The sequence below is a fragment of the Rathayibacter sp. VKM Ac-2754 genome (assembly GCF_009807095.1).
Lineage (GTDB): Bacteria > Actinomycetota > Actinomycetes > Actinomycetales > Microbacteriaceae > Rathayibacter.
On the sequence record NZ_WUCC01000001.1, the window covers coordinates 433714 to 458458 of the forward strand.

The following is a 24745-nucleotide window of genomic DNA, read 5'->3' on the forward strand; positions in this document are numbered from 1 at the left end:
AGGCGCGACCCTGCCCACCGGCACTGCGCTCAGAAGGAGGCGTAGAGCGATTCGACGACCTCGATGGCGTGCATCGCCGTCATCGGCCCGCCCTCGTGCGTCGACTTGTCCGACCGCACCACGTGGCCGGCCTGCACCGCCGGCAGCTGCGACCAGAGGGGGTTCTCCTGCACGGCGGCCCACTCGTCGGCGACGTTGACGAGTGCCACGATGCCGTCCGCATCCCTGTGCGCGTCGTACAGCTGCTCGGGGCCGTACTCGACACCCTCGCCCGACTCGACGGCCTCGGCGAAGGCCGCGGTCGGCATCGCACCGACATCGCGCAGCACCGTGGACAGCAGGCGGTTCGGCCGCACCTGCGATCCGTCGGAGTCGATGCCGATCGGCGCGACAGCGTGCGCGGCGATGACGTCGGCGTAGGTGCTCGAGACCTCGGCGACCGCGGCCTCGTACTCGGCGATCAGCTCGTCGGCGCGATCGAGCGTGCCGGTCGCCCGGCCGACCAGCCTGAGATCGTCCTGCCAGGTCGAGACGTCCTGCTCGCCGATCGCCAGCACCGGAGCGATGACCTGGAGCTCCTCGAGGATCGGCTCGACGTCGTCGGATCGGCTGATGATGAGCGACGGCGCTGCGGCGGCGATCGCCTCCACATTGATCTCGTCGGCGAGGAACAGCGGCTCCGCGCCGCTCGCGACCGCGGCGTCGAGGGCACCGGCGAGCGGCGACTCGAGCTCGAGGGCCCCCTCCTCCTCCCGCGGGAAGCCGACCACGGGGAGCCCGAGCGACAGGGCGATGTCCAGATCGCGGCGCCCCTCGATCACGACGACCGACTCGATGCGGTCCGGCACGGTGACCTCGCCGAGCACGGTCTCGACCGTGACTCCTCCGGCTTCCGGGCTCGCCGCCGTCGCACCGCTGCAGCCGGCGCTGAGGGCGAGGACGACGACCGCGGCGGCGACCGTCGAGGCTGAGCGGAGGAGCGGGCGGGCCGAGGAGGTCGAGTTCATAAGGGCAGGCTAACCTGAATTGTCGACAATCTCGTGCATCCGCGGGTGACGTCGCCAGGTGGTGCCGGAGCGTCCTCCGAGCCCGACACGCCGGGCGGATCGGCGCAGGCACGCGGATCCGGGGCCTCCACGGTGCAGGCTGGGACCGTGACAGAGCTGGTCCAGATCCCGTCGCCGGGCATCGCCCTCGAGTTCGGGCGCCCCGGTCGTCCGGTCGTGGTCGTGCTGCACGACGTCCACGGCCGGCTCCCCTGGATGGAGCCGTTCGCCGAGGCCGTCGCGAAGCACGGCTACCACGTGCTCGTCCCCGACCTCTACGACGGCTGGGCGACCCTCGCTCCCGAGGACGCGGAGGACCTGGCCGCGATGGCCGCCGAGGACCGCGCGCTCGCCTCCGTCACCGAGGCGGTGCGCTCGGGGGCGGCAGCGGGTGCCGAGCGCAGCGCCATCATCGGGTTCGGGTTCGGCGGGCGCCTCGGGCTGCTCGCGGCCGCCACGGGTCTGGTCGACGCGGTCGTCGCCTACTACGCGACCCTCGGACGCGAGGAGCACGCCCTCGTCCCGTGCCCGACCCTCCTGCACTACGCGCAGCACGACGAGTGGACGGAGGGGGACGATCCGGAGTCGTTCGTCGGCCGGCTCAAGGACGCGGGCACCCCCGTCACGGCGCACACCTACCCCGGCGCGGGGCGGCACTTCGCCAACGGGAACCTCGTCGACGCGGTCAGCCCCGCCTCGGCGGCCCTCGCCTACGCGCGGACCCTGTCGTTCCTGAATCCGCAGCTCATCGACTACTGACGAGCCGGCTCAGCCGTCGACGTCGTGCAGGTGGTGCACCACGTCGTGCAGGTAGTAGCGCGCCATCGTCGCGACCGTGAAGGCCGCTCCGTCGCTGCGGCGGCCCGGGCGAGACCACTGGTCGCCCGATACCCCCTCGAAGGCGGCCGCGATCAGCTCGGCCTCGTCGACCAGCTCCCGCCCGACGACCGCGGGGTCCTGCTCGGAGTAGCGGTCCTCCACGGCGGTGACGTCCTGGTCCCAGTTGGGGAAGAGCGGGTCGTCGCCCTCGAGCATCAGCCCGAGGCGCAGGCGGTAGATGCGGTGGACGTCGCGCACGTGCGCCGCGTACTCGAGCGGCGACCAGGTCTCGTCGTCGGGCCGACCGGCGGCGTCGTCGCGCTCGAGGACGTACGGCCAGCCGGCCGCGTTCTCGCGGATGAGATGGGGGACGGCGGCAGGCTCCACCAGCGAGGCGTCGAAGCCGCACTCGAGGCAGGGGCGCTCGGCCGCCCACGTCCAGTCCTTGGTGTCGGGAACGATCGGCATGGCTCCAGGGTAGGGCGCACCGCCGGAGGGCGGCGGCACCGGACGGACAGCCGGCACCGCTCGCCTGCCACGCGTCAGCAGCGCGGGTAGCCGGTCAGGATCGCGGTGCGCTCGCTGTCGACCGTCCACGGCAGACCGGGCGCGGTGCCCTCGCCGGCCTGCGCCACGGCGATCGCCGCGAGTCCGCGCGCGACGTTCGCCGCGAAGTCGGGGCCGGGCGTGGAGCTGTTCAGGGAGACCGCGACGGTGAGGCCCGACTCGGGATCCGAGTAGGCGGCCGTGACGAAGCCGGGTGCGACTCCCGAGAACCCGCGCAGCGGACCGGCCTGGTGACCGCCGAGACCGGCGAGCAGCCAGTCGGGGCGCCCCTGGCCCTGCGGGACGGCGTCGGCCCAGACGGCGTCGCCCGCGGGGTCGGCCGCGAGCCCGAACGCCAGGCGGCGGAGGTCCTCGAGGTCGGTGACCGCGCCTCCCGCGGCGCCGAGAGCCGACGGGGAGGCGGTGCCCACGTCGCGGCGGACGTCGCAGCGCACGCCTCCGTCGGGGGCGAGGGCGGCCGAGTAGCCGCGCGGCGCGGGCGCGGGCAGGTCGACGTCGCGCGCCGAGGGCAGCCGGGTGCTCCGGAGGCCGTACCGCGGGACCACGTAGTCGTCGTAGAGGGTGGCGACGCTGCGCCCCGTCACCTCCGAGATCACGAGCCCGGCGAGCAGCGGGCCTGTGGAGGAGTCGGACCACGCCGCACCGGGGGCGGCGGTGGGCGAGCGGACCTGGGCGGCCGAGATCAGCTCCATCGTCGGCCACTCGCGGATCGGGTTCTGGATCACGGTCGGCCAGAGCGCCGAGCGGAAGTCGGCGAGACCCGAGGTGTGCGCGCAGAGCTGGCGCAGGGTGAGCCCCTCGATGCCGGGGAGCGAGGTCAGCGACTCCCCCACGTCGGCGTCGAGGTCGACGCGCCCCTCCTCGGCGAGAGCGACCACGACGTCGCAGGTCATCGCCTCGGTGCCGCCTGTGCCCAGGCGCACGTGCGCGTCGGTGGTCAGCGGAGTCGGGTCGGCGTCGCCGACGACCCCGATCGCGGTCTCCCAGCCGCCGGCCCACGGCGACCAGACGCCGGCGACGGCTCCGGTGGCACCGGAGGCGGCCTGCGCCTCGCCGAGGAACCCCGAGAGCGCGGTCGCGAGCTCGTCCGGGACCGGCCCGTCCGGCGCGGCGGGCACCGAGGAGGCGGTGCCGCCGGTGCACCCGGCGAGCGCCAGGACCAGTGCAGAAGCGAGGAGGCGCGAGGACCTCGCCCGCAGGCCCTTCGGCAGCACGGCCGTCGACGGCACGGCCTTCAGTTGCAGAGCCATGCCCTCGAATCCCCCCGGACGCCTTGTGGAATGCCCTCCACTGTACGGGCGCCGCCTCGACGACCGGGCGGCCCCCGGCGCGGCACGGGCCATTCGTGTCCGGACCGTGACGCGGATCGCTCCAAACCGCTCGGGCCGGTGCTCCGAAGAGAGGATGTGCGGCGAGAGGCCGCCGGTTCGAGGAGGCTGCGAGACCATGACCGGTTCACCCAATCGTCTGATCGCCTCGGTCTTCGGCGCCGTCTACGTCGTCGTCGGGCTGCTCGGCTTCGTCGTCACCGGCGGAGTGCAGTTCCTCGCCACCGACGGCGGGCTCCTGCTCGGCATCTTCGAGGTCAATCCTCTCCACAACGTCGCGCACCTGCTGATCGGCGGCGCGCTGCTGATCGCCGGGCTCTCGACGGCGCCGGCCGCGAAGACCGTCAACGCGACGGTCGGGGGCCTGTACCTGCTCCTCGGGGTCGTCGGCTTCTTCCTCGTCAACACGTCGCTCAACGTGCTCGCGCTCAACACCGCGGACCACTTCCTGCACCTCGCCAGCGCCCTGGTGCTCCTCGGAGCGGGCCTCGGCCTCGAGAAGCGCTCGGGAGCACGCACCGCGACCGCATGACCCGGGCGGTTCGCCGCCCCCACAGACTCCGTCCGCCGCGGGCCCGCCGTTTTCCGCGGCGGACGGACCGAACGGCCCCGGACGACACGATGCGGTGTGTCGATCCGGGGCCTCCTTCCGCGCTCCCCCGGGAGCCGCCGCCCCTGGAGCCGAGAGATGTCCACCGTCGCCCGCTGCAACGCCGCCTTCGCCGCTCTCGGCGCGGGGCTCGTGCACGTCTCGTCGGCCGCGGGCCGGGGCGACGCGGCCGCCGTGCCCCTGGCCGCGCTGGGCGTCGTCGAGCTGGCCTGGGCCGTCGCCGTCCTCGCGCTCGGCCGCTTCCCGCTGCCCCGGACGGCTCTCTCGGTGGCCGCCATCGCCACGGCGGGCCTGGTCCTCGTGATCGCGGCGGGCCTCCTCCGCGACCCGCTCCCCCTGATCGCCGCGGGAGCCCTGCTGCTCGCCGCCGCGGCCGTCGTCGCCCGGACGCTGAGGGCGCCGCGCGCGCCCGAGCGCTCGGTGCCGGCCTCGCGCGCCGTGATCGGCCTGCTCGCCGGTGCGCTGACCGTCTCGGCGCTGGCGACTCCGGCCCTCGCGGCCTCGTCGGAGGGGACGGGCGACATGGGCGGGATGATGAGCAGCGTCGACGGCGGGCACGGGCACTGAATCGCCTCCGCCCCTGGCAGCGGCCGGTCGGCTCGGCTACGGTAAGGCCATCCTAAGAAACCGGACGGAGGCCACCGTGTCGAACGTGATCCCGTTCTCGGAGGCGCTGCGCGAGCGGATCGGCCAGTCGGGAGCCGACGACGAGGGCGCCGCCTTCATGACCGCCCTGATGACCGGCTCCGGCAGCCGCGACGACTACATCGCGATGATCTCCCAGCACTACTTCGTCTACGAGGCGCTCGAGGCCGTCGCCGACTCGATGGCCGACGATCCGGTCGCCGCCGTCTTCCTCTCCCCCCAGCTGACCCGCCTGCCGGCGATCGCGGAGGACCTGCGCTTCCTGGTCGGCGAGGACTGGCGCGAGCGGATCGCTCCGCTGCCCTCGACCGCCGAGTACGTCGAGCGGATCCGCACGGTGGCGGACGGCTGGAGCGGCGGCTTCATCGCCCACCACTACACGCGCTACCTCGGCGATCTGTCGGGCTGCGCCATCGTGCGGACGCTCCTCCAGCGCCGCTTCGGCTTCGAGACGAACGGCGTCGGCTTCTTCCTGTACGCCGAGATCGCCGCGCCCTCCGCCTTCCGCGCGGTCTACCGCGAGCAGCTCGACGCGGCGGGGTGGGACGACGCCGAGCGCGATCGCGTCATCGCCGAGGTGGCGGAGGCGTACCGGCTCACCAGCGAGCTGTTCCGCGAGCTCGCGCGCTCGCGGATGGCGGCCTGAGACTCAGCTCGCCTCGGTCGGCGCGGTGTCGGCGATCGCGGCGGGCTCCGCGCGGCGCTCGGACATGAAGCGCAGCACGTCCTTGTCGACGATGATGTCGCTCGGCCGCAGCGGCCGGGTGAGGTACAGACCCTCGAGGCTCGTGATCCGGCTGAGCGCCACGTAGGTCTGCCCCGGCGCGAACGCGCGCTGACCGAGGTCGACGACGGCGGCGTCGTAGGTCTTGCCCTGCGACTTGTGGATGGTCACGGCCCAGGCGAGCCGCAGCGGGAACTGCGCGAACTCGGCCACGATCTCGCGCGTCAGCTTCTTGGTGGCCGCCGAGTAGGAGTAGCGGTAGCGCTCCCACGTCGCGGGCTCGACCTCGTGCACCTCGCCGTCGACCTCGACCCACACCGTGCCGGCGACCTTGGTCACGCGGCCGATCGTGCCGTTGACCCAGCGCTGCTCCGCGTCGTTGCGGAGGAACATGACGTGCGCGCCGATCTTGAGCTCGAGGTTCTGATCGGCCGGGTAGGTGCGCCCGCCGAAGTCGCCGCTGATCTCGGCGGTGGCCGTCTTGAGCGGGCCCTTCAGTCGGGCGAGCGCGGTCTGGTTGATCCGGTTGACGGTGTCGTTGCGCGTCGCGAGGGTGATCGCGTCGTTGTCCGGAGGCGTGCGCGCACCCGCCTCGTTGAGGACGTCGGCGATCTCCTTCGTGACCATCCCGAAGCGCACGGCGTTGAGCATCCACTTGAAGCGCTCGTCGCTCTGGCGGTGGATCCGGCCGAGCTCGACGATCCGCAGCGGAGCCTCCTGCCAGACCAGCGCGTCGAAGAACCACAGCGAGCGGTAGCGGTCGGCGAAGTAGGCGCGCTCCTCCGGATCACCGGGAACGGGCGCGAGCTGGAACGGGTCTCCGAAGAGGACGACCTGGACGCCTCCGAACGGCTCGGACCGCCGCTGCCGCGCCTGGCGGAGGCTGCGGTCGATGCCGTCGAGCAGATCGGCGTTGACCATCGAGATCTCGTCGATCACGAGGGTGTCGATGGTGTTGAGGAGCTTGCGCAGCTCGGGCGGCTGATCGAGGTCGGAATCGGCGATGACGCCGATCGGCAGGCGGAACAGGGAGTGGATGGTCTGGCCGCCCACGTTGAGGGCGGCGACTCCGGTCGGGGCGCAGATCACGATCTGCTTCTCGGTGTTCCAGCTGAGGTGGTTGAGGAGGGTGGACTTGCCGGTGCCCGCACGGCCGGTGACGAAGAGGTGCTCGCGGGTGTTCTCGATGAGGTCGAACACCCGCTGCTGCTCGTCGGAGAGGGTCGGGTTCGTCACCGGTCCACTGTACCCAGCCCTCCCGGGCGCGCCGCGCTCCTCCCCAGGCGCTCCGCGCGGAGCGGGCCTGGGGAGGAGCGCTCGGGTCACACGTCGCGCAGGCGGGTGACCAGCAGGGCGGGCATCCAGACGGCGAGGACCCACGCGACGCTGGCGAGCGCGGCCGCGGGAGCCTCGATCAGCCCCTGGCCGGGCAGGCTCGACAGCGTCAGGCCGAGGTTCGACAGCAGGTACGGGCTCGCGTCGTCGATCCAGCGCGCCTCGAGCAGCGCCCCCGCGAGCGAGGCGACGATCGGAAGCACGAACAGCGCACCGACCGACAGGCCGATCGCCGCGGCGGTGCTGCGCACGAGCGCGGCGAGGCCGACCGAGAACGCGCCGATCACCGCGAGGTAGAAGGCGCCTCCGAGGAGCCCCGCGAGCACCCCGTCGTCGAACAGGGACACGTCGACGCCCTCGGGTGCGAGCATCGCCGCGATGATCAGGAACGAGCCGACCGTGGTGACGACGCCGACCAGGAACGACGCGATCGCGACCACTCCCCCTCGGGCGAGGAGCGACGGCAGGCGCTTCGGGACCGCGGTGTAGGTCGAGCGGATCATGCCCGTCGAGTACTCGCCGCCGATCGAGAGCGCCCCGAGCACCGCGACCACCAGGCCGACGAACTGCAGATGGGCGGTCGCTCCGCTGACGACGAGTGTAGGGGCGCCGAGCACCGACGCGGTGTCGGGTGTGAAGCTGGCGCCCAGGAGCAGCGCGAGCCCGAGGGCGAGCACGATGCAGATGCCGAACGACCACCAGGTCGAGCGGACGGTGGCGAGCTTGAGCACCTCGGAGGCGATGACGCCTCCGGCGCGCAGGCGCACGCCGTCGAGGTCGGGACGTCGGACGGCGGGGGCCTGCGCGGTCATCGGGCCGCTCCTTCCAGGGGCTGCGAAGCGGGGGTGGAGTACTCGAGCGCGTCCGCGGTCATGGCGGTGTACGCCTCCTCGAGCGAGCGGGTGAGCGGGGTGAGGCCGTGCAGGGCGATCCCGCTGCCGAGCGCGAGGTCGCCGATCGTCGGCGCGTCCATCCCGTCGACGTCGAGCCCGCCGGAGACCGACTCGACGTGCGCGCCGCGGAGCGCGAGCAGCTCCGCGAGACGCGGCGCCTCCGGGCTCTCGACGCGCACGCGCGGCCGGGACTCGGCGAGGAAGTCGGCCAGCGGGGCATCCGCGAGGACCCGGCCGCGCCCGAGGACGATGATGTGGTCGGCGGTCTGCGCCATCTCGCTCATCAGGTGCGAGGAGAGCAGCACGCAGCGGCCGTCCGCCGCCTGCGAGCGCACGAAGTCGCGGACCCAGCGCACCCCCTCCGGATCGAGGCCGTTGACCGGCTCGTCGAGCAGCAGTGTCTGCGGGTCGCCCAGCAGAGCCGTCGCGATGCCGACCCGCTGGCCCATGCCGAGCGAGAAGCCTCCGACGCGCTTGCGGGCGACGCTCTCGAGGCCCACGAACTCGATGACCTCCTCGACCCTCGCACGCGGGATGCGGTGGGTCGCGGCGATGACGCGCAGGTGGTCGCGGAGCGAGCGCCCGCGGTGCGCCGCCTTCGCGTCGAGCAGGGCGCCCACCTCGCGCAGCGGCGCGGCGTGCTCGGCGTAGGGGCGGCCGTTCACCCGCACGGAGCCGGCGGTCGGCCGGTCGAGCCCCACGATCATCCGCATCGTCGTCGACTTGCCGGCCCCGTTGGGTCCGAGGAACCCCGTCACCTTCCCCGGCGCCACGGTGAAGTCGATCGCGTCGACAGCCGTCTTCGCCCCGAACCTCTTCGTCAGTCCTCGTGCCTCGATCATGGATCCCCCTTCTGGTCGGACGCCGCCTCGCACCTCGGACCCGCGTCGGCACGGGCCGGGTCGAGCGGCGGGGCCAGCCTAGGAAGGGCTCTGGGGCTCCCGGCCCGCGATCGTGCGATGCGGGGGTGCGCTCAGGGGAAAAGGGGGGACAACCCCCACTCAGCCGCGCTTCTGGAGGGTCGCCAGGCGGTCGTTGTAGGCCGAGAGCTCGGCCTCGCCCGTGCGGTCGGCCTGGCGATCGCGGCGCTTGGTCTCGCGGTCGTCGGAGCGGCTCCACATCATGGCCACGACGATCGCGAGGGCGAGCGTCGGGATCTCGCCGATGCTCCACGCGATGCCGCCGGCCGCCTGCTGGTCGGCCAGCGCATCGGTTCCCCAGCCCATCGCGCCGTACCAGTCGGCGAGGAGGAGGCCCGTGCCGGTCATCAGGGCGAGGCCGAAGAACGCGTGGAAGGCCATCGTGCCCAGCAGCAGCAGGAGGCGCATCGGGTAGGGGACGCGGTGGACGCTGGGGTCGACTCCGATCAGCACGCTCACGAAGAGGTAGCCCGTGATCAGGAAGTGCACGATCATCCACTCGTGCCCGATGTGGTCGGTGGTCGCCCAGCGGAACAGCGGCGAGTAGTAGAAGCCCCAGAGCGAGCCGACGAACAGCAGCGCGGCGACGATCGGGTGCGAGACGGCCGTCGCGAAGCGCGAGTGCACGGCGAGGAGGACCCACTCGCGGGGTCCGCGGGAGCCGTCGGTCCGGCGCGTCGCGGCACGAGCGATGAGGGTCACCGGCGCGGCGGGGACCAGCAGGAGCGGGACGGCCATCGTCAGCACCATGTGCGAGAGCATGTGCGCGCTGAACAGGTACTTCTCGTAGGCGTTCACTCCGCCGTTCGTGATGTAGGCGAGCAGGAGCATCCCGGCGATCCAGAGGACCGTGCGGTGGACGGGCCAGCTGTCGCCGCGGCGGTGCAGGCGGACGACGCCCGCGACGTAGAAGGCGATGCCGAAGGCGCAGAACAGCAGCCAGACCAGGTCGACGTTCCAGAGGGTGACGAAGTTCAGGGCGCTCGGAGCCGGCGGCAGCGGCTCGCCGGTCAGCAGCTCGGCGGGGGTCGGGTTGGTGAGCTGCGACGCCGCGACCTGGTCGACGGGCGTCGCGGTGCGGGCGAGGGCCGCCGCGACTCCCGAGGCGATGCCCATGAAGGTGAGCTCGGCGGCGACCAGCCACCAGAAGCTGCGCCCGCCCGAGCCGCCCGCGGCCCGCATGCGCGCGATCAGGACGCGGCGCTGAAGCACGCCGAAGAGTCCGAGCGCGATGAGGACGGCGACCTTGACGAGGACGAGGACGCCGTAGCCCGTCAGCAGGTTGTCGAGCGTGGCGAGGCGGAGCTCGGCGCTGACGTAGCCGGAGGCGGCCACGACCACGAAGCTCACGAGAGCGAGGCTCGAGTAGCGCTCGATCACGGGGAGCAGGCGCGCACCGGCGAGGAGGGGGCGCAGCACGATGATCGTGATCAGCCCGCCGAGCCAGATCGCGGCGAAGACGAGGTGCAGGCCGAGCGCGGTGACGGCGGCGTCGTGCCCGCTGGCGCCCGCGGCGTGGCCCTGCTGCGCCATCGGCAGGAGGGTGAGGAGCGCGATGCCCGTCACGAAGACGAGCGCGGTCTGGTTGCGCACGGCGAAGCAGAGCACCGTGACGACCGCCGCCAGCAGGGTCGTGATGAGCCAGGACTGGCCGACGGGGATGCTGCCGATGAAGTAGCTGAGCTTGGTGCCGAAGTCTCGGTCGAGGCTCAGCGGCGTCTGCGTGACGTTGAGGAAGGTGAAGAAGCCCGTGACGGCGGAGGCGGCGGCGAAGAACGCGGCGCTCGCGGCGGCGACGTCGAGGGCGACGGTGAACTCGGTGCGCGGCTCCGGGGCGGCGGCGGGCTCGGGACGGGCCTCGCGGACGGGGGCGCCCGCTCCGACCAGGACCCTGCGATCGGCCGCCGCGCGCGCGACGGCGCGGGGGCTGAGCGCGAAGAGCGTCAGCACGAGGGAGCCGATCATCCCGGCGGCGCCGAGGTTGACGGCGAGCTTCGCGAGCGGGAGGCCGTAGCGGACGACGGGGCCGGGATCGCTGATGGCCTGCGCGTCGGCACCGCGGCCGAACGCCAGCGCTGCCAGGAGCGCGACGAGGGCGGCGGCCACCAGGAGCAGCGCCGGGCCGACGATCCGGACGGTTCGATTCACCCGTCAAGCCTACGTTCTCGCGGCTGATCGGGAGCCGCGACTGCGGACGACGACGGCCCCGGCGCGTACCGGGGCCGTCGTCGGAGGGCCGTCGGAGACGGCCGGGTCGCAGCGACTACTTCGCGGCGGCCTTGAGCTTGGTGCCCGCGGAGACCTTGACCGAGTGGCCGGCGGCGATCTGGATGGTCTCACCGGTCTGCGGGTTGCGGCCGGTGCGCGCGGCGCGGGAGGTGCGCTCGACGGCGATCCAGCCCGGGATGGTCACCTTCACGTCGTTCGAGACGGAGTCGGCGAGGGTGGTGAAGAGCGAGTCGAGGACGCCGTTGACGGCGGCCTGGCTCTGGCCGGAGTCCGCGGCGATCTTCGCGACGAGCTCGGTGCGGTTGAGCGACTTGTCAGCCATTGGAGTGTCCTCCCAGGACGTTCGCGCTGTTGAGAACAGCTGGTGAATGTGGATCGTCCTCGGTCGGGGACGGACGCCCTCGACCGGTCGGACCGTCCGTAACCTACCAGCCCGATCCCCGATTCCTCGCGAATCACGCCCCGCGAAGCCCGGAACGACGCCGATCCGCGCTCGAGGAAGGGTCCGATCGCGCCGATCGTCCTCCACAGGGGGCGCTCGGCCGACCCCTCCACCGAACCGCGCTCCCCCGGCCCACCGAGCTCGGCGGCTCGTGAGGATCGTGGCATGTCGATCCTCCTCCTCGCCCCCGCCGCCGTTCTCCCGCCGCCACCCGCCCTCGATCGCCCGCCCGTCGCCCGCCTCAGGAGACGGTCGCCGCGGGAGCCCGGGCTCGCGGCGCTCGCCCTCGGGCTCCTCGCCGTGACCTCGGCGGTGCATCCGCTCTGGGCCCTCCCGTCCGTCGGCACCGGGGTCGCCGGCGTGGTCGTCGGGGCCGTGGCGCTGCTGCACCGCGGCGAGCGCCGGTCGGGCGCCGTCGGGCTCGTCTGCGCGCTGCTCGGGCTCGCAGTCGCCTCCGTCACGGTGCCGGCGTCGATCGGAGGGGCGGCCGAGGTGCTGGTCTGGCTCGCGGCCCAGCGGCCCGGAGCGGCGTGACGATGCCCGGGGACGGGTCAGTCGGCGTCGCTACACTCCCTCCGGCGCGCGCCCGAGCTCGCCGAAGGGATCGCGACGATGACGCAGACGACGAACGACTGGATCACGACAGCCATCTGGTGGCAGGTGTACCCCCTCGGATTCACCGGCGCGGAGGCCACGGCCGCCGAGGGCCCTGGTCCAGGCGACGAGCCGCGGCACCGCCTCCGCTCGATCCTCCCCTGGCTCGACGACCTGCTGGCGGTGGGCTGCAACGGCCTCCTGCTCGGCCCGGTCTTCTCGTCGATGACCCACGGGTACGACACGATCGACCACTTCACGGTCGACCCGCGCCTCGGCGACGAGCGCGACCTCGACGAGCTGATCGCCGCGTGCCGCGAGCGCGGGATCCGCGTGCTCTTCGACGGCGTCTTCAACCACGTCGGCCGCGACCACCCGTGGTGGCGCGAGGCCGTCGCCGCCGGTGCCGGCTCCGCCGCCGCGGCGCGGTTCTCGCGCGGGCCGTCGGCGCGCGAGGTCGACGGGTTGCCGGTGGACGTGTTCGAGGGGCACGAGGCGCTCGTCGAGCTCGACACCGCGAATCCGGAGGTCGCCGAGTACGTGTCCTCGGTGATGGCGCACTGGCTCGAGCGCGGCATCGACGGGTGGCGGCTCGACGCGGCCTACGCGGTCGACCCGAGCAGCTGGCGCGCCGCGATCGATCCGCTGCGCGAGCGCTTCCCCGGGGCGTGGTTCGTCGGCGAGGTCATCCACGGCGACTACTCGGAGTACGTCCGCGAGTCGGGGCTCGACTCCGTCACCCAGTACGAGCTGTGGAAGTCGGTGCGCTCGTCGATCGAGCAGGGCAACCTCTTCGAGCTCGACTGGACGCTGCAGCGGCACGGCGGGTTCCTCGACGAGTTCCTCCCCCTCACCTTCATCGGCAACCACGACGTGACCCGACTGGCGAGCGCGATCTCGGACAGCAGGCACCACGGGCACGCGACCGCGATCCTCGGCTTCGTCGGCGGAGTCCCGAGCGTGTACTCGGGCGACGAGCGCGGGCTCGAGGGAGTGAAGGAGGAGCGCGCGGGCGGCGACGACGCGATCCGCCCCGAGTTCCCGGCCGACCCGGGCGAGTGGCCGCGCGGCGACGCCTACCGGACCCACCAGGAGGTCATCGCCTTCCGGCGGCGGCACCCGTGGCTCGCCCGGTCGCGCACCAGGACGGTCGACCTCTCGAACACCGCCGTCCTGCTGATCGCGGACGGTCCCGATGGCGAGACGGCTCGCCTGGCCCTCAATCTCGGTGACGAGACGGTGACGGTCGGCGGCGTGACCGTGGGGCCGCACGCGTGGGTCCTGCCCGACTGACGGGACGGTCGCCAGGGCGTGTTGGACACGAGACCGCCGTCGCGAGCACGGCCTGATCGTGCGAGCTGCAAGGAGCGGATCGAAGGCCCATGCGGGCATGGGACGAGATCCGCGACGCCGCAGATCGAGCGATCAGGCCGAGCGGAGCACGCGGGATCGTGTTCAACACGCCCTACGCTCGGGGCAGGCGACCCGTCGCGACCGACCGCTCCGGCGGACCGCGGCCGGGAGCGAGTCAGGAGTGGACATGTCGGCGAGGCAGCAGGACCGGGCGACCGGGATCGGCGAGGCGTCCGCCTCTCCCGCGGATCCGACGGGCGACCCCGGACCGGGTGAGCGCAGCGGCCTCTCGAGCCGCGTCGCCGACGACATCCTGAGCGGCACGGACGACTTCGGAGCGGACTTCGCCGAGGACGAGGGCGGCGGCGCCCCGGGCGGCGGTCCCGAGTCGGCCGAGGGGCTCGGCGATCTGCGTGCCGCCGAGATCGACGATCCCGCGCAGGCGGTCGGCGACGACCCGGCGAATCCGATCCACGGATCGCTGGCGGAGGAGTTCGAGGCGCGCTGACCCGCGCCCTCACGCGGAGCGGTCGTCCGCGGCCCGTTCCTCGCCCGTGAGAGCGTCGCCGAGGAACCGCAGCAGGCCGAGGAGCAGCAGCTCCTTCGACTCCGAGCGCCGGTACTCGTGGCCCTCGCCCTCGAGGCGCAGGTACTCGACCGGCCGGCCCCGCTCCTCCAGCGCCGCGACGATCTGCTCGGCCTCGCCGATCGGCACGTTCGTGTCGAGCTCGCCGTGGACCACCAGGAGCGGCACGTCGATCGCCGACACGCTCCCCAGCGGCGAGAGCCGCTCGAGCAGGTCGACGTCGTGCTCGGGGTGCCCGTACTTGGTGACGGCGGCCGAGGCGATCCACGGCTCGGTGTCGCGGTAGAAGGTCCGCAGATCGGACATGCCGCAGATGTCCACACCGGCGGCGAACACGCCGGGCGAGAACGCGAGCGAGGCCAGGGTCAGGTAGCCGCCGTAGGAGCGGCCGGTCACCGCGATGCGGGCCCGATCGGCGATGCCGGAGTCGACCAGGAAGTCGGCCGCCGCGAGCACGTCGGCGAACGCGTCCGTCCGCTTCTCGACGTCGTCGGCGTGCACGAAGTCGCGTCCGAAGCCCGAGGAGCCGCGGACGTTCGGCGCGAAGACCGTGATCCCCGACGCCGCGACCGCCTGGTGCTGCGCGGCGAAGGTCGGCCGCTCCTGCGACTCCGGCCCGCCGTGCAGGCTCAGCATCGCCGGACCGCCGGTCGGCACTCCCCGGGCGCGGTAGAGCCAGCCCGAGAGCGCCAGCCCGTCGCGGCCGGCGAAGCGCTCGAGCGTCGGGACCACGAGGGGCTCGGCCGGCAGCGCGGGCACCTGCGTGAGCCGCGACCACTCGTGGGTCGCCGTGTCCATCCGCCAGAGCTCCCGCGGACGCTCCGGCCCCTCGACGCCGAGCACGACGCTCCCGCCGTCCCGTGAGAGGACCGGCGTGGTCGCCACCAGCCCCGGCAGCCCCGAGACGGGGACGCGCGCACCGGTCGTGGTGTCGAAGAGCTCGATCTCGCTCGAGCCGGCGACGTTCCAGACAAGCAGGAGGAGGCGCCCCGCGTCGTCGGCGTCGAGGCCCTCGAGCTCGGCGTCGTCGCGGGCGGCGAGCCGGCGGATCCGGCCGCGCCAGCCGTCGGGCCCGAGCGGCATCGCGACGAGCTGGCGACGCGGGAGGTCGACGTCGGTCGCGAGGTAGGCCACGATCGGGCTCTCGTTGTCGTTCGGCGCGGAGGGGCGCAGCAGCGCCACGTCGGTCGACCCGGTGCCCGAGTCGGGCAGCAGCGCGTGGTTCTCGTTGGTGAGGCGGTCGACGACGACGCAGTACTGGTGTCCGCGCTGGCCGTCGCGGACGACCACGAGCCGCTCCTCGACGGAGAGGTCGAGCACCGAGATGAGGTCGCCGTCCACGAGCGGCCGGCGCTCACCCGACGCGGGATCGACGAGGAAGGAGCGCGTCGGCTGCTCGGGCTCGGCGGAGGGCACGGTGACGACGACGTGGTGCCCGCTCCGCGTCCACGGGCCGAGCTCGGCGTGGGCGTCGCGGGAGCCTGCGATGCGGCGGGCGTCGGAGCCGTCGGGCCGGACCACCCAGACCTGCGTGCGGACGCCTCCGTCGGTCGCGACCAGGCAGGCGAGCCAGGCGGAGTCGGCGGACCACGAGACGGAGAGGACGGGGTCGTCGGTGAAGCGGATGCAGTGCGCGGCGGGCGGCTCTCCCGCGGCGGCGACGTCCTGCACCCAGACCTCGGGCGAGCCTCCGCGGTCGCTGATGAAGGCGGTGCGCGCGGCGTCGGGAGTCATCGTGGGACCCCAGCTGCCCCAGGCGTGCGCGAGTGCGAGACCGAGCCGCTCGGCAGCGGCGAGCCGGTCGGGTGCGAGGAGGGTCATGCCTCCATCCTTCTGCACCGGTCGGTGCGCGTGTTCCGCGCCGGGCGAACGCGGCGCGAACGATCGAGAGCCGACGCGACTCCGGGCTCACCTCCGGCTCGCAGGATCGCGGTCGGCTCGTCAGAACGGGCGGATTCCGCGAGCCGAAGCACGTCTCGCGAGCCGGAGGTGATCAGCGAGGGGCGCGGTCAGCCGACGCCGTGCTCCTGGAGCCACATCTCGAGGAGGGCGAGCTGCCAGAGCTCGTTCGAGCCGAGGCGGGTGCGGGTCGCGTTCGGGTCGGCGAGGAGCGCGTCGACCGTCGCCGGGTCGAAGATCGCGCGTTCGCGGGCCGACGGGTCGGTCAGCGCCGCGCGGACGCGCTCGAGGTACGGGCCCTCGAGCTGGCGGATCGCGGGCACCGGGAAGTAGCCCTTGGTGCGGTCGATCACCTCGTCGGGCACGATGCCGCGCACGGCGCGCTTCAGCACGCCCTTGCCGCCGTCGGAGAGCTTGAGCTCCGGTGGGATCCGGCCGACGAGCTCGACGAACTCGTGGTCGAGGAACGGCACGCGCGCCTCGAGGCCCCACGCCATCGTCATGTTGTCGACGCGCTTCACGGGATCGTCGACGAGCATCACGGTCGTGTCGTTCCGCAGCGCCGCATCGACCGACGTCTCGGCGCCGGGGCGGCCGAAGCGCTCGGCGATGAAGGCGGTCGCCGCATCCGCGCCGCGCCAGTCCGGGGTGAGCAGCGCCTGCAGCTCGGGGAAGCGACGGTCGAAGAAGACCGACGCGTACGCCTCCGCGGCGCTCTCGCGCGGGACCCCGGCGAGCGGCGGGTACCAGTCGTAGCCGCCGAGCACCTCGTCGGCGCCCTGGCCCGACTGCACGACCTTGACGTGCTGCGAGACGTCCTCGCTCAGCAGGTAGAAGGCGACGGCGTCGTGCGAGACCATCGGCTCGCTCATCGCGGCGATCGCCCCGTCGATCCCGGGCAGCAGGCGCGCGGAGTCGATCGCGATGCGGTGGTGATCGGTGCCGAAGCGCTCGGCGACGAGGCCGGAGAACTCGAACTCGTTCCCCGACTCCCCGCCCGCCGAGTCGAAGCCGATCGAGAAGGTCTGCAGCCCGGTCTGGCCGGCCTCGGCGAGCAGCGCGACGACGAGGCTCGAGTCGATGCCTCCCGAGAGCAGCACGCCGACCGGCACGTCGGCGACCATGCGGCGCTCGACGGCGGTGCGGAACGACGCGATGAGCGCCTCCTGCCAGTCCTGCTCGCTCCAGTCGGTGCGGGAGGGATCGCGGGCGAAGACGGGCTCCCAGTAGACGTGCTCGCGACTCGTGCCGTCGGGCTCGATCACGCGCACGGTCGCGGGCGGCAGCTTCGTGACTCCGGACAGGATCGTGCGCGGCGCCGGCACGACCGAGTGGAAGCTCAGGTAGAACATCAGCGCGGTGCGGTCGATCGTCGTGTCGGCGACTCCGCCCGCGAGCAGCGCCTGCACGGTCGAGGCGAAGCGGATCCGCTCCCGCGTCTCGTCGAGGTAGAGGGGCTTGATGCCGAGGCGGTCGCGCGCCATCACGACGCGCCCCGAGACGTGCTCGACGATCACGAAGGCGAACATGCCGAGGAACCGGTCGACGCAGTCCGCACCCCACTCGGCGTAGGCCTTGCCGATCACCTCGGTGTCGGAGTGCGAGAAGAAGCGGTGCCCCTTGCCCTCGAGCTCGGTGCGCAGCTGCTCGTAGTTGTAGATGCAGCCGTTGAACACGATCGAGAGCCCGAGGGCCGGATCGATCATCGGCTGCGATCCGGCGGGCGAGAGGTCGATGATCGAGAGCCGCCGATGACCGAGCGCGACCGGTCCGCGCGCCCACAGGCCGTCGCCGTCCGGTCCGCGGTGCACCATGCAGCCCGTCATCCGCTCGACCGCCGCCGCATCGGCGCGGGCGCCGTCGAGCCTGATCTCACCGCCCAGTCCGCACATCTCAGCGCCCCACGATCCAGGTGTCCTTCGCGCCGCCGCCGCGGGAGGAGTTGACGATCATGCTGCCCTCGGCCGCCACGCGGGTCAGCGCGAGGTCGGCGAGGCGGACGTCGTCGGGCCCCGTCCCCGTGACGAAGACGAAGGCGCGGAGGTCGACGTGCCGCGGCTGCAGCTCGGTGCCCGAGAAGGAGGGCAGGGACGACAGGCGGACGACCTCCTGGGCGACCCACGCCTCCGGTTCGGCCGCGATGGCGGCCCGTCGCTCGGCGACTCGCGCGGCAGCGGCGGAGGGTCCGATCATCACGCCGCGACCGCCCCAGCCGTCGACCGGCTTGGTGACCAGCTCGCCGACGCGCTCGAGCACGATGCGGCGCTCCGCCTCGTCCTCCGGGCGGTAGGTCGGCACCGACTCGAGCAGCGGCCGCTCGTCGAGGTAGTAGCCGATGAGCTCGGGCACGGCGCAGTAGAGCGCCTTGTCGTCGGCGATGCCGTTGCCGGGGGCGTTGGCGAGGAAGACGTGGCCGGCCGCGGCGACCTCGAGCACCCGTTGACCGATCGCGCGGTCGTCGGCGACCAGGTCGGCCAGCTCGACGTCGAGGCGGAGGTAGAGGGCGTCGACGGTCCGGCCCTGCGCCCGGACCCGCCCGCCCTCGACGACGAGGTCCTCGGCCTCGAGCAGCAGGAGCCCCGCACCGTCGGCCAGGGCGCGGTGCTCGAACCAGGCCGAGCTCGACGCTCCGCTCGAGAGCAGGGCCAGGACGGGCTCGGTGACCTCGGGGGCGACGCCCTGCAGGAGCGTGCGCCGCAGCCCGGCGAACGCGCTCGACGGATCGAGCAGCCCCTCCGGCCGGGGCAGCTCGGGCAGCAGATCGTCGACGAGCGAGCGGATGCCCATCGCGTAGGCCAGGCCGCTGGGGTTCCGCAGATTGTCCTCGAGCACGCGCCATCCGCCGAACTCGTTGCGGACGAGGTCGAAGCCCATCACGGCACCCCGCACGGTGCCCGGAGGCAGACGGGTGCCCTCCTCGCGCCAGCCGGCGGATCCGCGGAGCGTGCGGACGATGCCGTCGCGCTCGGCCCGCTTCTCGCCGTACGCGTCCTGGAGGAAGCACTCGAGCGCGCGCGCCCGCTGCTCGAGACCCGCGGCCAGCTCCGACCACTCGTGCGCCTGCAGGACCCGCGGCACGAGGTCGACCGGGAAGGGCCGGTCCTCGTCCTCGACGCGGAAGGTGATGCCGGCCGCCTCGACCAGGCGGTCGCGCGACTCGTGCAGCTCGCCGAGCCGCTCGGCGCCGAGATCGCGGAAGTGCTCGAGGATCGGCTGGTAGGCGCTGCGGGGGCGGCCGCCGGTGGCGACGGCCTCGTCTCCGGCGCGCACGCGGTAGGTGCGGAGGCTCGGCGCCGGCAGGATCGGTCCGCTCGCGGGTCCGTGGGTCTCGGCGACCACGGAGTCGACGACGGCGTCGAGGGTGCCGCGCTCGGCGTAGACGGCGCGCTGACGGTCGGCGGAGTTGCCGCGCGCGATCAGCGCCTCGGTCAGCTCGCGCACCTGCTCGAGGTCGCCGAGCTCGTCGAGCGCGGGCTGGAGGCGCGCGATCATGCTGCGCAGCGCCTCCGCCGCGGGGACCGGACGGGGGTGCTCGGTGTGGTCGAGGAGCTGCCCGGCGAGACCGCCGCGCGCGGCCTGCCAGGTGGCGGCGCGCTGGATCGGCGGCGGGGTGTGCCGGAACGGGCGTCCCGCCTCGATGTCGAGCTCGGCCGCGCGCACGAGGCCGCGGAAGAGCCCGGCGACCAGGACCGCGTCGTCGACGATCGGCATCGCGTCGCAGACCCGGAGCTCCAGGGTCGGCGCGTGCGAGGAGGGTCGCACGTCGAAGTACGCCATCTTGGAGTCGGCGATGACGCCGGTCGCGATGAGGTCGGCGAGGAGGCGGTCGTACTCCGCCGCGGAGGCCAGCGGTCCGGTCGCCCCGGCGCTCGGCCAGCGCTGCCAGATGATCGTGCGGATGCTCGCGTAGCCGGTGTCCTGGCCGTTCCAGTACGGACTGCTGGCGCTCGCCGAGAGCAGCACCGGCAGATCCCGGGCGATCCGCTGCGCGATCTGGATCGCGAGCTCGCGATCGGAGACCCCGACGTGGATCTGGGTGCCGCAGATCAGCTGCTCGTCCACGAGCATCCGGTACTGCTCCTGCATCCGGCCGTAGCGGCCGGTGCTGGTGAGCTCGAAGTCCTTGTGCTCCGATCGCGGTGCGGTGCCGACGGCGGCGATGCCGATGCCGTCGGGGGCCGCCGCGTCGATGACCGCCTGGCGGAGGGTGATGAGCTGCTCCCGGAGCCCGTCGAGCGAGTCGACGACCGGTGTGTTCGTCTCGACCGTCGTCCGCTGCAGCTCTGCCGAGAAGTTCTCTCGCGGCAACCGCGCGAGCACCTGGGGTGCGTGCGCGGAGAGCTGCCTCGTCTCGAGGTCGATCAGGTGGAGCTCTTCCTCCGCGCCGAGTGTGAGTTCTGCGCGCATGCGCCCACCGTACGACGCCTTTGTTTCGGGCAGCTACGGGGTGTCCGCGACTCGAGTGTGCGCGCGGACTCAGCAGGCACCGAGGTCACCGCGGAAGCTCCCCGTCGCCCGCCCCGCTGAAGTAGCGCCACATCAACCGGACGGTGAGCGAGTATCGAGCGCCCGACTGACGGACGTCCTCCGGAGTCCCCTCGGTGATGGTGCCGTCGTAGGACACCCGGTTGAAGCCGTCGGCGAGGGGCAGACCGTCGACCGCGAGCCGGTCGGCGTCGCCGAACTCCCACGAGAGCGAGACGGCTCCGCCTGCCCCTCCGCCGGGGAGGTCTCGTCCGCCACCTCCCTCGAGCGCGGGCCCGGTCAGGAGGTCGCGGTCGGACAGCCCGTCGACGACCGTTCCCTGACCGCTGTGGATCCCGTTGCGCTCGAGGAAAGCGTCGACAGCCCGGGCGGCGTCCGCCTGATCGGCACCCTGCACCGCGTACACGACCGCGCCCTCGAGCAGGCAGACGGTGCTGTACACGGCCCCGGAGGGACCCAGCGTCAGACCGGTCGGGCCGCCTTCCGAGAAGCACCAGTCCGCCCTGGCCCGCGCGATCTCGTCGATCCCTTCGGTGCCCGAGAGCGCGAGCGCGTCATCGAACGGCGCCGACGCCTCGACGCGCTCCCTGCTCACCAGCGGAGACGTCGGCGATGGACCGGGCACGTCCGCCGCGCATCCCGCTGTCCCTGCCAGTGCGAGCACGCAGGCAGCGAGACCAGTGACCCTGACCGCCCGACGGCTGGAGGAGGTGCGCCTCATGCGGGTTGGCGGAGGCCGAGCCCCGCGACGACCTCGGCGCCGGTGAGGCGGGCGAGCACCGCTCCCGGGAGGACGATCTTCGACCGGCGGACGCCGCTGCCGATCACGACGGCGGGGCGCTCGAGCACGCGCTCGTCGATCAGGAGGCGCCAGCCGCCGGGCAGGCCGATCGGGGTGATGCCGCCGTACTCCATGCCCGACTCGGCGACCGCCCTCTCCAGCCCGAGGAACGACGCCTTGCGGACGTCGAGCAGCCGGCGGACGGCGCCGTTCACGTCGGCGCGGGAGTCGGCGAGAACGACGCACGCCGCTATCCGCTCGTCGCCGGCCCGCGATCCGGCGACGACCACGCAGTTCGCGAGGTCGCGGTCCTCGAGCCCGTAGCGCTCCTTCGTGACGGCAGTGTCGGAATCGGCGGCGTCGATCTCGACGACCTCCAGCCGGTCGAGCAGGCCGTCGCGCTGGGCTCCGGCGCGGACCGCCTCGGCGAGCAGGTCGGGGCGGTCTGCGGCGGGGGCGGTGCTGAGCGAGCCGAGGGTCATGCGGTCTCCGTTCGTCCGGGTGCGGATCCCATCGTCGCGCACCCGGGGCGGGGTCAGGAGGCGTGCTCGGCGGCGGCGGGACCGATCCGTCCGGCGTGCACGTCGGCGAAGAAGTCGGGGCGCAGGACGCGGCGCTCGATCTCGAACCAGCCCGAGGTCCAGCCGTCGCCGAGCGGGTTCTGCGGATCGAGCAGGACGTGACCGGGCGTGGAGGTGCGCCCGAGCGCGGCGGCCGCGGCGCGGTCGGGGTCGTAGAGGGCGTGCTCGACCAGCGGCGCGAAGACCTCGTGCGCGGCGAAGGCCTCCGGCGCACCGAGGAACACCGGCACGAGCTCCTCGCCCTCGCGCAGCCCGTTCGGCCACCAGCGGAACCGCGCGACCAGCTCGTGGCACGAGATGCAGTTCGGCGAGAAGAACACCAGGTGGGTCGGCGGCTGCGCGAAGTCCGCCAGCGGGATCCGCTCCCCCGCGAAGGTGCGCAGCTCGAGACCGTCGGTGACGGCGCCCGGGACGGAGGGGGACGGCGCCGCTCGGCGGTCGCGGACCAGCACCAGGACGACGGCGACGAGCGCGGCGGCGAGCCCCGAGGCGATCGTCGACGCGACGACGGGGCCGAGCAGCGCAGCGGGTGCCGGGCCCGCGAGTCCCGCGAGGGCGAGCGCCAGGAGCAGGGCGTTGCGCGCGACCGTCCGGCCGGTCATCCGCGACTCCCCGAGACCGCCGAAGCACTCGCAGTCGACGGGCTCCGGCGCCCGGGAGGCGCGCACCGCGACGACCAGGAACACGGCGTAGACGAGGGCGGCGACCACCAGCGCGAGCCGGTGCGCCGGAGCGGGCGCCAGCACGATCGCGAGGCCCAGGAGGATCTCGCCGACGGGGAAGAGCCGCGCGAACAGCGGACCGCGCGCGAGGAGCGCCGGCAGACCGAGCGCGCCGAGGCTGTCGCGGAACGCGTCGGCCCGCCCGAGCTTCAGCGCGCCGCTCGCCACGAGCACCGCGCCCGCGAACCAGCCGGCGAGCGCGAGAAGGGCGTCGAGCATGGGTCGTCTCCGTTCCGAACTCGCTGTTGCGGGGCCGCCGGTCGTGGGGTCACCGTCCGGTGAGCACGGTATCCCAGCCGCCGACGGCCTCCGACGCGTCGGCGGCAATCGACGGCCGGCAGGCGCTCAGCCGGCCGTGAGGTAGACCTTCCGCAGCGTCTCGGTGACGGTCCAGCGGCTCCGAGCGCCCTCGGCGAGTCGCACGATCACCCCGGGCTCGAGCTCGATGACGTCTCCGGCGATCTCGACGCGCCCGCGACCCGCGACCACGACGAACACCTCCTCCGCCTCGGTGTCGACGGCCTCGCCGACCGCCATCTCCCACACTCCGATCTCGAGGCCGCCGAGGGTGGCGAGCGCCCGCACACCCGTGGCGGGGGCGCCCTCCCCCGCGTCCAGGGGCTCGAGGGCGACGTCGGCGATGCGGACGGCGGTGTGCTGGGCGAGGAGCGGCACGGCGGCTCTTTCCGGGTCGAGGGTCAGGAGTCGAAGCCGAGCCCGAGGGCGTCGAGGGACTTCAGGAGGAGGTTCCGCCGCCCGCCGTCGTGATCGGCGCGGTCCAGGGACCAGCGGGTCGCCTGGATGCCGATCGACGCGAGCGGCTCGGGCGGGAAGGGCAGGGGCGGGCTCCGGACCATCTCGAGCTCCGTCCGCTCGGTGCGCTCGCCCGCGAGGAGGTCGAGCATCACATCGGCGGCGAAGGCCGTGGTGCCGACTCCGAGCCCGGTGTAGCCCGCGGCGTAGGCGACCCGGCCGCCGAGGGCGGTGCCGTAGAAGGCGGCGAACTGCGTGCTGGTGTCGATCACTCCCGCCCAGCGGTGGCTGAAGCCCAGCCCCTCGAGCTGCGGGAAGGTCGTCAGGAAGTGCGAGGCGAGGGCGCGGTAGGTGTCGGGCCGCTCCTCGTAGCGCGAGCGGATGCGTCCGCCCGGGTGGTAGACGGCGTCGTAGCCGCCCCACAGGATGCGGTCGTCGGCGGTGCGCCGGTAGTAGTGGAACTGGTTCGCGACGTCACTCAGGCCCTCGCGCCCCTCCCAGCCGATCGCGCGCTGCTGCGCCGCGTCGAGCGGCTCGGTCATCAGGACGTAGTCGTAGACGGGGACCGTCATCAGCCGGGTCCGAGCGAGCAGCGACGGGAACGCGCTGGTGCCGAGGATCGCCTGGGCCGCCGTGACGCTGCCCCCCTCGGTGCGCACCCGCACGCGGTCGCCGACGCTCTCGAGGCCGAGGACGCGGCTGTCCTCGTGGATCTCGACCCCGAGCTCCTCGGCGACCCGCGCGAGCTCGCGGGCGAGCCGGCCGGGGTGCACCAGGGCGCACTGCTCGGCGGGCGCAGTCAGGCCTGCGAGGAAGGTGGGTGAGTCGACGACTCCGCGGACCTGCTCGGCGTCGAGGAATCGGCCGCCCGCCACTTCGTCACCCTCGGCGAGCCACTCGACCTGGTGCTCCTCGACCGCGACCGCGAGCGATCCCGTCCGCTCGAAGTCGCAGTCCATGCCGTACCGCGCGATCGTCCGCTGGATGCCGTCGAGGTTCTCGACGCCGAGCCGCTCGAGCGTCTCGGACTCGGCGGGCCAGCGGGCCAGCCCGTTCTCGCGGCCGTGGGTGAGGCTCGACTCGACGAAGCCGCCGTTGCGGCCGGAGGCGGCCCAGCCGATCGAGCGCGCCTCGAGCAGGATCACTCGCCGCTCGGGATCGCGCTCCTTGGCGCGCAGGGCGCTCCACAATCCGGAGTAGCCGCCGCCGATGATCACGAGATCGGCGGTCGCGGAGGCCGCCAGCGGAGGGCGGGGCGCGGGGGCGCCCTCGAGCCAGAAGACGCCGCGCCGCGAGCCGGCGAGAGCGTCGTCGACGAGGGAGGGCGCGGGCCCCTGACGTTCGAAAACCGTTGTCCTGGTGGGCATAGTGCCTCTATTAGGTCATCGATCGGCGCTGCAGGCAACCGGATCCGTCGAATCGGTCGATCGACG

General features: G+C 73.3%; 23 protein-coding genes. 7 read left to right on the plus strand and 16 right to left on the minus strand.

From position 1 onward, the window contains the following. Window positions 1–29: 29 nt before the first annotated feature. Window positions 30–1007, minus strand: a complete 978-nt coding sequence (locus tag GRS92_RS02170) for an ABC transporter substrate-binding protein (protein ID WP_159852865.1) — start codon at window positions 1005–1007, stop codon at window positions 30–32. Between the two features lie 147 nt (window positions 1008–1154). Between GRS92_RS02170 and GRS92_RS02175 the strand changes: the two genes are divergently transcribed. Next, entirely contained in the window at window positions 1155–1805 is a 651-nt protein-coding gene (locus GRS92_RS02175; RefSeq protein WP_159852867.1) for a dienelactone hydrolase family protein, read from the plus strand. 9 nt (window positions 1806–1814) lie between these two features. Here the strand turns inward: GRS92_RS02175 and GRS92_RS02180 are convergent, their stop codons facing one another. Next, window positions 1815–2333, minus strand: a complete 519-nt coding sequence (locus tag GRS92_RS02180) for a DinB family protein (protein ID WP_159852869.1) — start codon at window positions 2331–2333, stop codon at window positions 1815–1817. Between the two features lie 74 nt (window positions 2334–2407). Next, entirely contained in the window at window positions 2408–3682 is a 1275-nt protein-coding gene (locus tag GRS92_RS02185; RefSeq protein WP_159852871.1) for a serine hydrolase domain-containing protein, read from the minus strand. Window positions 3683–3878: 196 nt separating this feature from the next. Here GRS92_RS02185 and GRS92_RS02190 point away from each other — a divergent pair, with 196 nt between their 5' ends. From GRS92_RS02190 to GRS92_RS02200, 3 genes are all read left to right on the plus strand, one after another. Continuing rightward, entirely contained in the window at window positions 3879–4292 is a 414-nt protein-coding gene (locus tag GRS92_RS02190) for a DUF4383 domain-containing protein (RefSeq protein WP_159852873.1), read from the plus strand. Between the two features lie 156 nt (window positions 4293–4448). Continuing rightward, on the plus strand, window positions 4449–4937 hold the full coding sequence (locus GRS92_RS02195; RefSeq protein ID WP_159852875.1) for a hypothetical protein: 489 nt from the start codon (window positions 4449–4451) through the stop codon (window positions 4935–4937). Between the two features lie 76 nt (window positions 4938–5013). Further along, a complete protein-coding gene (locus tag GRS92_RS02200; protein ID WP_159852877.1) occupies window positions 5014–5661 on the plus strand; it encodes a biliverdin-producing heme oxygenase in 648 nt (215 codons plus the stop codon). Window positions 5662–5664: 3 nt separating this feature from the next. On the opposite strand, the gene GRS92_RS02205 is transcribed toward GRS92_RS02200, so the two are convergent. From GRS92_RS02205 to GRS92_RS02225, 5 genes are all read right to left on the minus strand, one after another. After that, window positions 5665–6975 (minus strand): ATP-dependent DNA helicase, encoded by a 1311-nt coding sequence (locus GRS92_RS02205; RefSeq protein WP_159852879.1) that lies wholly within the window; start codon window positions 6973–6975, stop codon window positions 5665–5667. 86 nt (window positions 6976–7061) lie between these two features. Then, window positions 7062–7886: a hypothetical protein gene (locus GRS92_RS02210; protein ID WP_159852881.1), complete on the minus strand. Its 825-nt coding sequence runs from the start codon at window positions 7884–7886 to the stop codon at window positions 7062–7064. Beyond that, entirely contained in the window at window positions 7883–8809 is a 927-nt protein-coding gene (locus tag GRS92_RS02215) for an ABC transporter ATP-binding protein (protein WP_159852883.1), read from the minus strand. The genes GRS92_RS02210 and GRS92_RS02215 overlap by 4 nt, the downstream gene beginning before the upstream one ends. Window positions 8810–8968: 159 nt before the next feature. After that, a complete protein-coding gene (locus tag GRS92_RS02220) occupies window positions 8969–11035 on the minus strand; it encodes a cytochrome c oxidase assembly protein (protein ID WP_204162343.1) in 2067 nt (688 codons plus the stop codon). Window positions 11036–11150: 115 nt separating this feature from the next. After that, the gene (locus GRS92_RS02225) at window positions 11151–11438 is read right to left on the minus strand and encodes an HU family DNA-binding protein (protein WP_056037903.1); all 288 of its coding nucleotides are present in this window, start codon (window positions 11436–11438) and stop codon (window positions 11151–11153) included. 285 nt (window positions 11439–11723) lie between these two features. On the opposite strand from GRS92_RS02225, the gene GRS92_RS02230 reads away from it, so the two are divergent. The 3 genes from GRS92_RS02230 (at window position 11724) to GRS92_RS02240 (ending at window position 14013) form a co-directional block, all read left to right on the plus strand. Next, window positions 11724–12092, plus strand: a complete 369-nt coding sequence (locus GRS92_RS02230) for a hypothetical protein (protein ID WP_159852885.1) — start codon at window positions 11724–11726, stop codon at window positions 12090–12092. 78 nt (window positions 12093–12170) lie between these two features. After that, window positions 12171–13445: an alpha-amylase family glycosyl hydrolase gene (locus tag GRS92_RS02235; RefSeq protein ID WP_159852887.1), complete on the plus strand. Its 1275-nt coding sequence runs from the start codon at window positions 12171–12173 to the stop codon at window positions 13443–13445. 247 nt (window positions 13446–13692) lie between these two features. After that, complete coding sequence (locus tag GRS92_RS02240) at window positions 13693–14013, plus strand: hypothetical protein (RefSeq protein WP_159852889.1); 321 nt, start codon at window positions 13693–13695, stop codon at window positions 14011–14013. A 9-nt stretch (window positions 14014–14022) separates the two neighbouring features. On the opposite strand, the gene GRS92_RS02245 is transcribed toward GRS92_RS02240, so the two are convergent. From GRS92_RS02245 to GRS92_RS02280, 8 genes are all read right to left on the minus strand, one after another. Next, entirely contained in the window at window positions 14023–15912 is a 1890-nt protein-coding gene (locus GRS92_RS02245) for a S9 family peptidase (RefSeq protein WP_159852891.1), read from the minus strand. A 188-nt stretch (window positions 15913–16100) separates the two neighbouring features. Continuing rightward, complete coding sequence (locus GRS92_RS02250) at window positions 16101–17882, minus strand: N-acetylglutaminylglutamine amidotransferase (RefSeq protein WP_159852893.1); 1782 nt, start codon at window positions 17880–17882, stop codon at window positions 16101–16103. A 1-nt stretch (window position 17883) separates the two neighbouring features. Continuing rightward, window positions 17884–20397, minus strand: coding sequence for a glutamate--cysteine ligase (locus GRS92_RS02255; RefSeq protein WP_159852895.1), 2514 nt, complete (start codon window positions 20395–20397; stop codon window positions 17884–17886). 85 nt (window positions 20398–20482) lie between these two features. Beyond that, window positions 20483–21070 carry a hypothetical protein gene (locus tag GRS92_RS02260; RefSeq protein WP_159852897.1) on the minus strand — a complete coding sequence of 196 codons (588 nt, stop codon included), beginning with the start codon at window positions 21068–21070 and terminating at the stop codon, window positions 20483–20485. Window positions 21071–21192: 122 nt separating this feature from the next. Further along, on the minus strand, window positions 21193–21738 hold the full coding sequence (locus GRS92_RS02265) for a YbaK/EbsC family protein (RefSeq protein ID WP_159852899.1): 546 nt from the start codon (window positions 21736–21738) through the stop codon (window positions 21193–21195). Window positions 21739–21791: 53 nt separating this feature from the next. Further along, a complete protein-coding gene (locus GRS92_RS02270) occupies window positions 21792–22778 on the minus strand; it encodes a MauE/DoxX family redox-associated membrane protein (RefSeq protein ID WP_159852901.1) in 987 nt (328 codons plus the stop codon). A gap of 126 nt (window positions 22779–22904) precedes the next feature. Next, entirely contained in the window at window positions 22905–23234 is a 330-nt protein-coding gene (locus GRS92_RS18935) for a cupin domain-containing protein (protein WP_159852903.1), read from the minus strand. 23 nt (window positions 23235–23257) lie between these two features. Further along, window positions 23258–24679, minus strand: a complete 1422-nt coding sequence (locus tag GRS92_RS02280) for an NAD(P)/FAD-dependent oxidoreductase (protein WP_159852905.1) — start codon at window positions 24677–24679, stop codon at window positions 23258–23260. Between the last annotated feature and the right edge of the window lie 66 nt (window positions 24680–24745).